Genomic DNA, 14,342 nt, shown 5'->3' with positions numbered 1-14,342 from the left:
CTTAGTGCGGATGGGTGTGAGTGAATGACAGAGCAAATAAAATCAATTATGGCTCATGAAAATAATGATGTATTTACGATCCGTACGCACGCACAGGGACCGCAAGGCTCATTGCCACTAACTGCAGATATGTTATTGAATGCGCCAAGCGGAGATTTATTCGGTCTTACTCAAAATGTTGGTATGGGGTGGAAGCCTTCCCGGCTGAAGGGTAAACAGTATCTTTTGTTAAGCACGCAAGGAGGCATGCGTAAAGAAGACGGCAGTCCAGTCGCACTCGGCTATCATACCGGTCATTGGGAGGTTGGTATTCTTACACAGGCTGCTGCTGAAGTCATTACAGAAAGCGGTGGAATTCCATTCGCAGGGTACGTGAGCGATCCTTGCGACGGTAGATCCCAGGGTACGGAAGGCATGTTTGACTCCCTTCCTTACCGCAACGATGCAGCGATCGTGTTCCGGCGCCTCATTCGCTCCTTGCCTACGCGTAAAGGAGTACTTGGAGTGGCAACCTGTGATAAGGGGTTGCCTGCCATGATGATTGCTCTGGCGGGGATACACGAACTTCCTTCTGTAATTGTGCCAGGCGGAGTGACCTTACCTCCTACGAAGGGCGAAGATGCAGGGAAAATCCAAACCATAGGTGCAAGATATGCAAATGGCGAAATCAGCTTAGAAGATGCTGCCGATCTCGGCTGCCGGGCTTGTGCAACACCAGGAGGAGGCTGCCAATTTCTAGGAACGGCAGCCACCTCGCAGGTTATTGCAGAAGCTATGGGCTTGACAGTGCCTCACGCTGCGCTTGCGCCTTCAGGACAACCCGTTTGGGAAGAGATGGCAAGGCAGTCGGCACGCGCTATGATGACGCTGGATGAAAAGGGAATTCGGATGAAGGATCTTTTGACCGAAGCGTCCATTCATAATGCGATGGTTGTTCATGCGGCATTCGGCGGCTCCACCAATTTGCTGCTGCATATTCCAGCGGTCGCTCATGCAGCAGGGCTGACGGTTCCAACAGTGCAAGACTGGATTAGAGTTAATAAAGCGGTGCCAAGGCTAGTTAGCGTTTTACCGAACGGTCCAGAATATCATCCGACTGTGCGCGTGTTTCTAGCCGGTGGCGTGCCGGAAGTCATGCTTCATCTTCGACGTTTGGGTGTATTACAAGAACATGCGATGACAGTAACTGGTGAAACGTTGGGTTCTGTACTGGATTGGTGGGAAACTAGCGAGCGCCGAGGGCGGATGAGAAGTCTTCTAATGGAAATGGATGGCATTGATCCGGACAACGTCATCATGAGTCCAGAACGTGCCAAAGAAAGGGGATTAACCTCAACAGTTACGTTTCCTATGGGCAATCTGGCTCCTGAAGGATCAGTTATTAAATCAACCGCTATTGACCCGACAACAGTTGGAGAGGATGGGATTTTCCGTCATCGGGGAAAAGCCAAAGTGTTTACCTCAGAGAAAGCGGCAATGGCAGCAATCAAGAATAGCCACATTCAAGCTGGGGATATTATGGTATTGATGGGGCGCGGACCATCGGGTACGGGGATGGAGGAGACCTATCAATTAACCTCAGCTCTTAAGCATTTGACGTATGGCAAATATGTGTCTCTAATTACGGATGCACGCTTCTCAGGGGTATCCACAGGCGCATGCATTGGTCATGTTGGTCCTGAAGCGCTAGCCGGCGGACCGATTGGCAAGCTGCGGGATGGAGATACGATCGACATTGTCATTAATCGTAATAGTTTGGAAGGCAGCATTCATTTTCTAGGCGAGGGTGACGAAGTGTTGACGCCAGAAGAAGGAGCTCTTGTACTTGCTGCCCGAATCCCTCACCCAGAGCTCGCTGCTGACCCAAGGCTTCCTGACGATACTCGTTTATGGGCTGGCTTACAATCTGTCAGTGGAGGAATCTGGGCAGGAAGCGTGTATGATGTGGATCGGATTCTTGCTGTTTTAGAGGCGGGAAAAAAAGCTTTGGCTGCGCAAAATAATTAAGAGGAGAAGTATGAAATGAGCTATATTACGAACCCGATATTACCAGGATTCAATCCAGATCCTTCTATTCTTAGGGTTGAAGATAATTACTATATTGCCACATCTACGTTTGAATGGTTTCCTGGTGTTCAAATTCATCATTCAAAGGATCTAGTTCATTGGCAGCTGCTTCCTCACCCGTTAACAAGAACGTCACAAATAAATATGGAAGGCAATTTGGATTCCTGCGGAATCTGGGCGCCATGTTTAAGCTATGATAACGGTATCTATTATTTGATATATACGGACGTGAAAAGCAGAATTGGAGCTTACAAGGATACCCACAACTATCTAGTAACAGCAACCGATATTAAGGGGCCTTGGTCGGAGCCTATTTATCTGAACAGCAGCGGATTCGATCCGTCTTTGTTTCACGACGATGATGGACGCAAGTGGCTTGTCAATATGCTTTGGGACTCCCGTAAGGGGCATAATCGATTCGCAGGCATTGTACTGCAGGAATATTCGATAGAGGAACAAAAATTGGTCGGTCCGATCAGCAATATTTTCAAAGGAACGGAATTGAAGCTAACAGAGGGTCCTCATCTCTATAAACACAACGGCTATTACTATTTGTTGACTGCAGAAGGGGGAACGCAGTACAACCATGCCGCCACAATGGCGCGCTCCCGTCATATTCAAGGGCCTTATAAAGTAGATCCGCAGAATCCCATTCTGACCTCTGCAGGAAGACCGGATCTCCCGCTGCAAAAGTCAGGGCATGCCAGCCTTGTGACTACACCGGCAGGAGAATGGTATATGGCGCACTTATGCGCTCGTCCCGTCAAGGATAAATATTGCAACCTGGGTAGGGAAACTGCTATTCAGCGCTGTGAATGGAGTGAAGATGGTTGGCTGCGGCTAGCCGGAGGAAGTCGTTATCCGTTGCTTCATGTCCCAGCGCCGGATTTGCAGCCATTTCCATTCGAGAGTGAACCTGAGAAAGATGATTTTGATGGTGGGGAGCTGAGTGTTCACTGGAGCACGTTGCGTATTCCGGCGGATCCGACGTGGCTAAGTCTAAAGGATCGGCCTGGTTATCTTAGGCTGCGTGGTATGGAGTCGATGATATCAATGCACAGGCAAAGCCTTGTAGCACGTCGACAGCAAGCTTTCCGCTGTGAAGCGGAGACGTGTTTAGAATTCGATCCTGATCATTTTCAACAAATGGCGGGGCTAATACTCTATTATGATACGAAAGATTACGTCTATTTACGGTTAACACACCATGAAGAGAGTGGAATTTGCCTTGGGATTCTGCAATCCAAGAATGGTGTCCAAGATGAGTTGTTGGATCAAGATGTCAGTATGAACGGGAACTCCAGATTCCGTTTGAAGGTTGTCGTTGACCGTGAGAACGCCCAATTTTATTATGTCAATTCCGATGAACAATGGACTGCAATCGGCGTGGCGATCGACATTAGCCATTTGTCAGACGATTTTCCGGATTATATCCGCTTTACTGGAACTTTCATCGGAATGTGCGTGCAGGATCTTGGGGGGACGCAAAAGCATGCTGATTTTGACTATTTCATTTATAAAGAAATCGAATAGGGATGAAATAAAATAAATATTCAGTTTGATTGCGCTTACAACTCAGCAACGATGGGTAAGTAAAGTAAAGAGTTGTACATTGTTCAGCTCTGGTGTGGGTCCTATAATGAAAGCGTACACATTACACAGTGTCACAGTAAGAGAATCGTTAAAACTAGAAATGGGGATGTTCATGAAACTTATGAAGCACAAAATGAAAACGTTATCCGTTTCAATCTTAGCCATGTCTACGCTCTTGTCCGCATGCAGCAGTCAAGATGAATCAACCGAGAAGAAAGAAGCAGCAAAGGAAGCAGTGAGCACTGCCGGAACTAATGATGCGAAGGGTGCAGCAGCAGAGCCGCTTGGCAAATATGATCCGCCAATCACGGTATCGTTTGTTCGCAATCTCAGCGATGTTGTAGAAAACAACGTACTTGGCGCGCTAAAGGGTGAAACCTTTGAAGACAATCGCTGGACGCGTTTATACAAAGATCAGCTGGGCGTCTCGATTAAAAATAATTGGGTCGTAAAAGGAAGCGATTCTTCAGAGCAATACTTGCAAAAGCTGAATGTAACGCTTGCTTCTGGCGACCTGCCTGATGTGATCCAAGTCAATGCGACGCAATTAAAGCAATTGGCCGATGCCGGTCAAATTGAAGATATGACAGCCTTATACCAGAAGTATGCCTCGCCATTAACGAAAGAAATCTTGTCGCAGGAAGGGAAAAGCCCCTTTGACGCCGCTACGATTGACGGCAAGCTGATGGCGATTCCGCAGGTCGATTCTTCGCTCGAACGTGCGATGTTCATCTGGATTCGTACAGATTGGCTAACCAAGGTAGGCATGCAGGCTCCGAAAACGATGGCGGATGTGCAGGCGATTTCAAAAGCTTTTGCGGAAAAAGACCCTGACGGCAACGGGAAAAAAGATACATTTGGCCTTGGCTTAACCAAAGGGCTGTGGGGCGGAGCCATGGGATTGGAAGGATGGATGGCCGGGTACAAGGCTTATCCAAACATGTGGCTGGCTGACGCATCCGGAAAACTAGTTTTTGGCGGCATCCAGCCGGAAGTGAAGAAAGGGCTTCAAGCTCTTCAGAGCATGTTTAAGAACGGAGAGCTGGATCAGGAATTCGGTATTAAAGATGGCGGCAAGGTTTCCGAGACCATCGCTGCCGGAAAGATCGGAATGGAATACGGCGAACAATGGAATTCCATTTGGCCGCTTCAATTGAATCGCAACAACGACCCGAACGCGCAATGGCGGGCCTATCCGATTGTTTCCGAGACGGGCGATACACCTAAAGTGCCTCTGAAGTTCAGTACGACCAAGTTCTTTGCGGTTAAAAAGGGATTCAAGCATCCCGAAGCCGTCATCAAGATGTTCAATCTGCACTTGGAGAAAAACTTCGGCGCTACAGCGGAGTTTGATAAATATTACGCACCGCCGGAAGCGGAGAGTGTCTGGCAGCTATCCCCGGTCATGCCTGCACCGGTAAAGAAGAACGTAGAGGCATTTAGAGCGATTGATGCAGCGCGTAAAGCCAACAACTTCTCAGCATTGAAGGGAGAGGCCAAAACCATTCAAGGGAAGCTTGAGGCTTACAATTCGAAATCGAAGGAAGGATTTGCACTCTGGGGATGGGAGCGGATCTATGGTCCCGAAGGTTCCGAGGGAGTCGTTGACCAGTATGACAAAAATAATCAGTTCCTGATGGATAAGTTCGTTGGCGCACCTACGCCTACCATGGTTGAGCGTAAATCAACGTTGGAAAAGTTAATGAATGAAACGTACATGAAGATCATTATGGGTGGATCTATCGATGAATTCGATAAATTTGCCAAAGATTGGGCGAAGCTGGGCGGAGAGCAAATTACGAAAGAAGTAAACGACTGGTATATGGCAACGAAGAAGTAGCGACGGGCAGAGGAGGATTTACTTTTCTTCCTCTGCTTATTTTGTTTCAAAAGATGGAGGGTGGATATGGGAACTAAACAAATATGGAGAGAGCTTCCGCTGCATCTGATGATATTGCCAGGACTGATACTTGTTATTTTATTTTCCTATGTGCCCATGGCGGGAATTATTATCGCGTTTCAGAAGTTCATTCCAGCGAAGGGGCTCTTCGGTGATCAGCGCTGGATTGGTTTAGATAACTTTGATTATGTCATGAACTTGCCCAGCTTTAATCAGATTCTGTGGAATACGCTATTTATTTCAAGTCTTAAGCTTATTCTTGGCTTACTTGTGCCGATTGTATTCGCCATTCTTCTTAACGAATTGAAGAATGAGGTGATTAAAAGAAGTGTACAAACGACTATTTATTTACCGTACTTTTTGTCATGGGTCGTGCTGGGCGGTATACTCATCGATATTTTATCGCCTTCGAACGGTATTGTTAACCAACTATTAGGTACTCTCGGGATTGAAAAAATATTTTTTCTTGGGGACAACCAATGGTTTCCGTTTACGCTCGTATCATCGGATATATGGAAAAACTTTGGTTATGGGACAATCGTTTATTTGGCAGCTATCACAGGTATTGATCCCGGTTTATATGAATCTGCAACGATAGATGGCGCTAACCGCTGGCATAAGATGTGGTATATCACGATTCCCGGCATGCGCATGGTCATCGTTCTGTTGTCGGTTCTAAGTTTAGGACAGTTGCTGAACGCAGGGTTCGATCAAGTGTTCAATTTATATAGTCCACAGGTGTATGAGAGCGGCGATATCCTGGATACGTTTGTATATCGAATCGGTTTGCTGGATGCCCAATACGGTGTAGCAACGGCGGTGGGACTATTCAAGTCTCTGGTTTCGCTGATATTGATTTCCGGCTCTTACTTTGTTGCGTATCGTTTTGCGAAATATAGAATCTTCTAGGAGGAGGGAAAACAGTGGTACAGCCATCACCAAGATCGGAATATGAGGCACAAAAACGGGCCCCCCACAATCGAAGACGGTTCGAATGGTTTTCCGTTCTGAATAGTTCCTTTCTCATAGTGGTATCGTTGATATGTGTTCTTCCATTAATTCATATCGTCGCCGTTTCGTTCAGTTCAAGTACGGCAGCGGCAGCAGGGCATGTGAAGCTGTGGCCGGTCGATTTCACATTGGCGTCATATGCGTTTACAGCTAGCCGTGAGGCATTTTGGCAATCCATGCTTGTTTCAATAGAGCGGATAGCGATTGGGACGCCATTAAATTTAATCATGACGATTCTCGTTGCATTTCCTTTATCCAAGGAATCGAAGACGTTCCGCCTGCGAGCGATGTACGCTTGGATATTTTTCATGACGATGCTTTTTCACGGAGGCTTAATCCCTTGGTACACAACGCTTAAGCAGTACAACCTCCTTGATACCATCTGGGCACTTGTTTTACCAGGAGCGGTTCCTGTATTCAGTGTAGTCTTGCTGCTCAACTTTTTTCGGGAGGTGCCTAAAGAGTTGGAGGAGGCAGCTGTCATGGACGGCGCTGGCTACTGGACGACACTATGGCGAATATATGTGCCGATATCCAAACCTGCACTTGCAACGCTAGCCTTATTTTCGATGGTTGAGCATTGGAACAGTTGGTTTGATGGACTATTGCTAATGGGAGATCCGAGCCACTATCCCTTGCAAAGTTATATTCAAACGATCGTCATACAACAAAATTTAACGAACATGTCGCGCGACGAAGCGTTGAATATGGCACTCATTTCCGACCGAACATTAAAAGCATCACAGATTTTTCTGGGCTCGCTTCCCATTATTATGGCGTACCCGTTTTTGCAGAAGTATTTTGTGAAAGGAATTGTACTTGGCAGTGTGAAGGGGTGACGGGTGGATGAGGGATGTCTAATTTAGGAGAGTTCAGGGTTTCAGGCTATAATTGAAGAAAAAAGTTGGAGGCTTGTGCCTTGATAAACCGTAACCCGCTTTCTTTGAAAAATACAATTTTCCTACGACTGCTTATCACATTTATGTGTATCATGCTGCCAATTATTTTCTTTGGCGTCTACCTGTATAGTTGGATTGTTCAGACGGCTAGTGAAGATATCTCTAAAACTGCGGTTTCTCAGATCACCTTCTTTCTAAGCGATCTTGAGAACGAAGTAGAACGGATGAAGATTCTTCAGTATGGCATTCTAGAGGATGAAGATCTCAATGAACTCACACTAACTTGGAATACGATGGATGTATTCACGCGCACTGAAAAAATTAATTCACTGCGCAAACGACTTTACGTCATTCAAAACAGCAGTCCCTATATTAAAAATGTGAGCGCCCACATCTATCAGGTATCAAAAACGATTTCATCCGCTAACGGTCCTCGTGATATTGATATCGAGCGGTATTATGGACTTCGCGCGACCTTAGGCAACCGGAATAACCAGCTTATTGAGTGGAATGGAGGATTATATTTAAGTGCGGTTAGGAAAAGCGGAACCAATGGGAATCAACCGCTGTTCATTATTGAAATCGAGCTTGATCAAGCTCGACTACAGGAAGCGTTAGGCCAGTTCAACACCTATACCGGCAGCGGAACTGTAATGACCCCGAAGAACTCCAGTATCATTCTCAGGAGTGGGGCACTAGAACTCTTGCGTCTGGATATGACTTCAATCGTTCAACAAATAAAAGAATCTGATATTCATAACACTGGAACTCTTTCCATAACTGGAAGTCGTTACTATACTGCTTTTGCAGTGTCTGATTATCTAAGTATGTCCATATACCGGTTCATTCCTGAACAAATGATTAAGAAACCGCTGGATAAGTTTTATATGTGGGCGTGGTTGTTTATTTTTGCAGCAGTAGTGGTAATTGCGATATATGCCTATTACACTTACCAGTTTATTCACAAGCCGTTGTTAACGCTCGTAAAAAGTTTTCGGCGTATGGAGAATGGAGATCTTGAGGTAAACATCCAGCATAAGTCTAATGATGAATTCGGTTACCTGTATGGACGGTTTAATCAAATGGTCGGAAATCTTCGTTCTCTGATCGATCAAGTTTATAAACAGAAAATAATGACTCAGCGGGCTGAGCTAAAGCAGCTTCAATCTCAGATTAATCCACATTTTCTATACAACAGTTTCTTTATTTTGAGAACGATGGCAAAAATGGGAGACTTGGATCGAATCGGACAGTTCACAACTCAGCTTGGCGAATATTTTCAATTTGTCACAAGGAATGCTTCTGATGAGATTGTACTGAAACAAGAAATTCATCATGCCAGAATGTATACGGAGATTCAACAGCTACGCTTCTCGCGGCGTATTCGAGTGCAATTCGACGCTCTCCCGCAGGAAATCGAGCGGGTGTTAGTGCCGCGGTTGATCGTTCAGCCCATCATTGAAAATGCATTCGAACACAGCCTGGAACAAATGAAACAGAATGGATTGATTGTCATCCGCTTCGAGATCATAGAGACGGAAATCCTCATCGTGGTGGAAGATAACGGTGAGAACTTAACGGACAAGAGTTTGCAAAGTATTTTAGAAAACTTGGATAACGTTGATAATCATATGGAAACGACAGGATTGGTAAATATTCATCGACGAATTAAGAGCACGTTTGGTGAATCATACGGTCTTGGAATAAGTCGGAGTGAGTACGGGGGATTAAAAGTAACTATTAGTTTTCCCTTAAAAGGGGGTGAAGCTCGTGATTAGAATGCTGATCGTTGATGATGAGGAGATCATAACGGATGGTTTGTTTGATATATTTAGTCAATTAAATCTGGATCTTGATTTGTACAAAGCTTATTCAGGCGAAGAAGCAGTAGCTTGGATGAGGACAACGAGAGTGGACATCGTGCTGTCTGATATCCGTATGCCTGGTATGGATGGCCTTGAGCTAATGACCTACATTCGGAATAATTGGTCGCATTGCAAAATCATTTTTTTAACGGGGTATAATGATTTTGATTACGTCTATCAAGCGATTCAAACACCGGGAGTCAGTTACCTCCTAAAGAGCGAAGAATATGAAGTAATTATTAATGCAGTCAGGGATGCTATTCATGAACTGGAAAAAAGTTTGAAATTCGACCATCTCGTCATGCAGTCGAGAGAGAAACTTACCACACTTGAAACTCTTGCTCAAGGGAATTACTTCCAGTACTTGTTGCAGGGAACGCGGGAAATGGAGGAGTTAGCATCTGATTTCAGCAAATTAGGAATTGTTCTCGATCCAAATCTGCCTGTTCTAATGGCAATAGGTGACTCGCAGAGAAAGGATATGAATTACTCTTTTGCCGAAAGTCAGGAGACAGCTCTAGCCGTAAAGTTTTTGGCAGATACATTTCTCGCGGAACGAACAAGCTGTCTTGGAATCATTGATCGTTACGGTGGTCTCGTCTGGCTTATTCAGCCGATGCCTGGCCATGGATCAGAATCGGACGAATCCTATGCCCGCACAGTAAAGTTTCTAGAAGGACAATTTGAGCTTATCCAGCAAGCTTGTTTTGAATCTATGGGACTGACTTTTGCCATTACATGTTGCGCTGACCCCTGTGAATGGAAGCAACTATCTGAGGTATATGACCGAGTTAGAAGTCAGCAATTTTGGCGAGCAGGCGACGGCGCTCAGATGGTCCATACAGTTAACTTTGAAACGATAGAAACTGCAGCACATTCACGAACACTGAGAGAAAAGGCGGAGTCATTGGCGATTCATCTTGAAGGCGGGAATAAAGAGGGGTTTCTCCAACTGTTGCGAGAACTGACTGAGTCGGTATTTGACGAGCGTGGAAGTTGGGGACCTTTTCATTTGGAGCTTTATTATACGATAGCGCTGCTCCTTTTGTCATATATAAACCGTTGGGAACTGCATGAAAAGGTTGGAACAACAGGTCTTATGCAAAGAGATATGCATGCTTCAAGGCATGATAGTTTTGAGTTTTTGAAAAAGATGGCAGAATCCTTGTTTGATCTCAGATTGAGCGTAGAACGCAATAGGGCGGCTGCAGTGGTTGAGAAGATTCGTTCGTATATCGAGGAGCACATAGGCGAGGACTTGTCTCTCGTACGTTTAGCCAGCGTGATTCATTTCAATCCATCTTATTTATCGAGGCTTTTTAAACAGGAAAGTGGCGTCAATCTGTCGGATTATATTGATGAAGTAAGAGTAGAGAAAGCCAAAAATTTGCTCAAGCAAGATGTACTGAAGATTGCTGAAGTGGGTTCTCAGGTGGGGTACGAAACCCCGCATTCGTTTACTCGATTTTTCAAGAAATTAACGGGGATGACACCAGTTGAATATCGGGAGATTTTGCGTGATTAAGAACGTGTGTTCTTAATATCATTGAGGAGAAATGGCGATGGGGAGTCTGATAATTACAAATCCAATCATTTGGGCTGATGTTCCGGACATTAGTGTCATTAGAGTGGGGACAGCTTACTATATGGTAAGCACAAGCATGCATTCGATGCCCGGATGCCCAATCATGAAATCAGATAATTTGCAGTATTGGACAATCGTAAACTATGTCTACGATACCTTGGAGGATAACGATGCTCATAATTTGTTGGATGGGATCGGCATTTATGGGAAAGGATCTTGGGCTGCAAATTTACGTTATCATAATGGCCTGTATTATGTGTGTTTCTCGTGCAATGATATGAAACAGTTCTATGTGTTCCGGACTGCTGATATTGAGAATGGACAATGGGAACGCACCGTATTCCAAGGCGTATATCATGATCCGAGTCTGCTGTTTGACGAAGAGCGTGTCTATGTTCTACATGGCAATGGGAATATTTACATTACAGAGTTGATGTCTGATGTTTCGGCAATTAAATTAGGCGGCGTCAATCAACTGCTTCTCGAGACAGAGCATAAGGGGATCATGCTGAGGTGCGAGGGATGTCATGCCTATAAGTTGAATGGCTACTATTATTTATTTTTTATTGAATGGCCAAATACCGGAAATCGTCGTCGAAGACAACTTTGTTATCGCTCACGAGGACTTTTGGGGCCTTATGAACATAAAGTAATTCTCGATGACGACCTGGGCTATCGTAATCACGGTATTGCTCAAGGCGGTATTGTCGATACGCCAACCAATGAGTGGTATGCGGTATTATTTCAAGATCACGATGCTGTGGGACGTATTCCAATCGTACAGCCATTATCTTGGGTGGAGGATTGGCCTGTTATAGGTATGGACGGAAAAGCGCTATTGGCATTTAAAGCACAATTGCCAAGTACGAATCCTATATCTTTGGTGCAAAGTGATGAGTTTGAATATTCAGAAAATAAATTGATCCTGAATTGGCAGTGGAATCATAATCCAGATAATCGGTTATGGTCTGTAACTGCGCGCTGGGGATGGCTGCGGCTACAAACGGGAAATATTTCTAAAAATGTATTATTTTCAAGAAATACATTAACACAACGGACGGAAGGTCCGGCATGCATCGGGATTACCATGTTGGATGTTTCCCATATGAGACCGGGTGACCACGCAGGTTTAGTTGCATTACAGAATCAATTTGGAACTGTAGGCGTGCAAATCACAGAAAACGGTGAGCGCCAAGTTGCAATGTGTGTCAAACGAGGTGAATGTGATGAAGAAACAGTCGAAAAGCATTCATTCGAGGGTAGTCTGATTTATTTGAAAATTCATTTCGATTTTGAAAACAGTGTTGATATGGCAAATTTTTACTTTTCTAGCAACGGAGAAGATTGGAAGAAAATTGGAAGTCCATTGAAGATGATATATACATTGGATCATTTTATGGGCTACCGAATCGGGTTGTTTAATTATGCAACTAGACATGTTGGTGGACATGCGGATTTTGATTATTTTCACTTTGTGTGTAAAGGAGCTGATGATGATAAATGGCACATACAACATTGAATGCTGCTGAAGTCACGAAAGAAATTAGGCAAAAAGACCGCCTCCGTGTGCTCAAACAAATGAGGCATGATTACCAACTATATTTGATTATTTTATTGCCAGTGATATGGTTAATTCTTTTCCAGTACGTTCCGATGTATGGCCTTCAACTAGCATTCAAAAATTTCAGAATTCTTGAAGGTATATGGGGAAGCCCTTGGGTTGGCATGGATCATTTCACCAAATTTTTTAATTCATACCAATTTATCAAAGTGTTAAAAAATACGATTATTATCAGTTTATATGAGCTAATCGCAGGGTTTCCTCTCCCGATCATTCTGGCATTAGCATTGAACGCAACAATAAGAACGAAGTTTAAGCAAGCTGTTCAATTTATTACTTATATGCCATATTTTATTTCGACGGTCGTTATGGTTGGCATGATTCTGCAGTTTTTGAATCCACGGGTCGGTGTTATCAATACAGGGCTTGGTTTAGTTGGAATTGAGCCGTTCAATTTCATGGGTGATCCCGGTTGGTTTAAGTCCATCTATGTATGGTCAGGAATATGGCAGAGTACAGGATGGGGGACCATCATCTATCTGGCTGCACTGTCGGGGATCAGTCAAGAAGTTCATGAAGCAGCGATGATTGACGGCGCAAGTCGGTTCCAGCGAATATGGCATGTTGATATTCCAGGTATTATGCCGACGATTGTAACGCTGCTGATATTGAATGTTGGTACGATTATGGGGATAGGCTTTGAGAAAATTTACTTGATGCAAAATCCACTGAATATTGGTTCTTCGGAAGTTATATCTACGTATGTTTATTCGGTCAGCCTAGCATCTAGCGCTCCGGATTACGCCTATGCTACTGCGATTGGCCTTTTTAATTCCTTCATCAATATGATCTTAATTTTATCCGTCAACCAAATAGCCAAAAGAGTAGGAGATACCAGTCTATGGTAACAAAGGAGGCTGCCGCATGAAATCCAATAAAGCTAGGCTTACGAATTCGGATAAAATATTTTATTTTATTAATGATTTGATCTTGTTACTCGCACTGATAATCGTACTTTATCCGCTTATTTATGTATTCAGCGCTTCTTTCAGCGATAAGCTGGCTATTATATCGGGAAAAGTATTCCTTTGGCCGGTTGACTTTTCTTTGGAAGGCTATATCGCCGTTTTTAAAGATTCGAGAATCATGCCCGCCTACGGAAATACAGTGTTTTATACTGTTGTCGGTACCACGATTAATGTGGTGCTGACGATCCTGGTTGCATACCCGCTTTCTCGGAAAACGATGGTTGGCCGCAATCTAATCATGTACCTATTTGCTTTTACAATGCTGTTTCACGGCGGATTGATTCCCAACTATCTGTTGATGAAATCGTTGGGGATGATTGATACGAGATGGGCGATGCTCCTGCCAGGCGCGATTGCCGTTTGGAATATGATCATCGCGCGCACCTTTTTCCAATCCACCATCAGTCATGAGCTTTACGAAGCCGCTGCTATGGATGGATGCTCCCATGTGAGGTTTCTATGGAGTATCGTGCTTCCGCTCTCAAAATCAATTATAGCCGTATTGGTCTTATTCTACGGCGTATCCCATTGGAACGCCTACTTTAATGCTTTCATTTATTTAAAGAATAAAGATTTGTTCCCCTTGCAAATCGTTCTGAGGGATATTCTTATTCAGAGTGAAATCGATCCATCCAGCATTACGGATACGGATACGATGACAAGGAAACAAGGCTTGGCCGATCTACTGAAATACTCTGTCATAATTGTGGCTAGCCTGCCTGTGTGGCTTGTTTACCCGTTCGTCCAGAAGCACTTTGTAAAAGGAGTCATGATCGGGTCAATCAAAGGTTAAAGTCAATAAATCGGTGTATGCTTATGTAAACCATAAGTAA

The 14,342-nt window shown here is 44.4% G+C and carries 10 protein-coding genes; all 10 read left to right on the top strand.

Annotation, left to right across the window (positions count from 1 at the left end):
* Window positions 1-24: 24 nt before the first annotated feature.
* The 10 genes from ACSQ8O_RS24835 (at window position 25) to ACSQ8O_RS24790 (ending at window position 14,302) form a co-directional block, all read left to right on the top strand.
* Window positions 25-2,007 (top strand): YjhG/YagF family D-xylonate dehydratase, encoded by a 1,983-nt coding sequence (locus ACSQ8O_RS24835; RefSeq protein ID WP_056620760.1) that lies wholly within the window; start codon window positions 25-27, stop codon window positions 2,005-2,007.
* A 15-nt stretch (window positions 2,008-2,022) separates the two neighbouring features.
* Window positions 2,023-3,600, top strand: coding sequence for a glycoside hydrolase family 43 protein (locus ACSQ8O_RS24830; protein WP_436243799.1), 1,578 nt, complete (start codon window positions 2,023-2,025; stop codon window positions 3,598-3,600).
* Window positions 3,601-3,772: 172 nt separating this feature from the next.
* On the top strand, window positions 3,773-5,500 hold the full coding sequence (locus ACSQ8O_RS24825; protein ID WP_235550456.1) for an extracellular solute-binding protein: 1,728 nt from the start codon (window positions 3,773-3,775) through the stop codon (window positions 5,498-5,500).
* Window positions 5,501-5,566: 66 nt separating this feature from the next.
* On the top strand, window positions 5,567-6,469 hold the full coding sequence (locus ACSQ8O_RS24820; RefSeq protein ID WP_056613810.1) for an ABC transporter permease: 903 nt from the start codon (window positions 5,567-5,569) through the stop codon (window positions 6,467-6,469).
* A 14-nt stretch (window positions 6,470-6,483) separates the two neighbouring features.
* Window positions 6,484-7,410 carry a carbohydrate ABC transporter permease gene (locus ACSQ8O_RS24815; RefSeq protein WP_436243798.1) on the top strand — a complete coding sequence of 309 codons (927 nt, stop codon included), beginning with the start codon at window positions 6,484-6,486 and terminating at the stop codon, window positions 7,408-7,410.
* A gap of 80 nt (window positions 7,411-7,490) precedes the next feature.
* Window positions 7,491-9,248 (top strand): sensor histidine kinase, encoded by a 1,758-nt coding sequence (locus tag ACSQ8O_RS24810; RefSeq protein ID WP_436243797.1) that lies wholly within the window; start codon window positions 7,491-7,493, stop codon window positions 9,246-9,248.
* Window position 9,249: 1 nt separating this feature from the next.
* Entirely contained in the window at window positions 9,250-10,860 is a 1,611-nt protein-coding gene (locus ACSQ8O_RS24805) for a response regulator transcription factor (RefSeq protein ID WP_436243949.1), read from the top strand.
* A gap of 37 nt (window positions 10,861-10,897) precedes the next feature.
* The gene (locus tag ACSQ8O_RS24800) at window positions 10,898-12,439 is read left to right on the top strand and encodes a glycoside hydrolase family 43 protein (RefSeq protein ID WP_436243796.1); all 1,542 of its coding nucleotides are present in this window, start codon (window positions 10,898-10,900) and stop codon (window positions 12,437-12,439) included.
* Window positions 12,421-13,389 carry an ABC transporter permease gene (locus ACSQ8O_RS24795; protein ID WP_056613827.1) on the top strand — a complete coding sequence of 323 codons (969 nt, stop codon included), beginning with the start codon at window positions 12,421-12,423 and terminating at the stop codon, window positions 13,387-13,389. Before ACSQ8O_RS24800 ends, ACSQ8O_RS24795 begins: the two co-directional genes overlap by 19 nt.
* 16 nt (window positions 13,390-13,405) lie before the next feature.
* The gene (locus tag ACSQ8O_RS24790) at window positions 13,406-14,302 is read left to right on the top strand and encodes a carbohydrate ABC transporter permease (RefSeq protein ID WP_056613830.1); all 897 of its coding nucleotides are present in this window, start codon (window positions 13,406-13,408) and stop codon (window positions 14,300-14,302) included.
* The last annotated feature ends 40 nt before the right edge of the window (window positions 14,303-14,342 follow it).

Source organism: Paenibacillus sp. LjRoot56 (genome assembly GCF_964253335.1).
GTDB classification, from domain to species: domain Bacteria; phylum Bacillota; class Bacilli; order Paenibacillales; family NBRC-103111; genus Paenibacillus_E; species Paenibacillus_E allorhizoplanae.
This window is presented reverse-complemented; position numbering and strand designations above follow the sequence as displayed.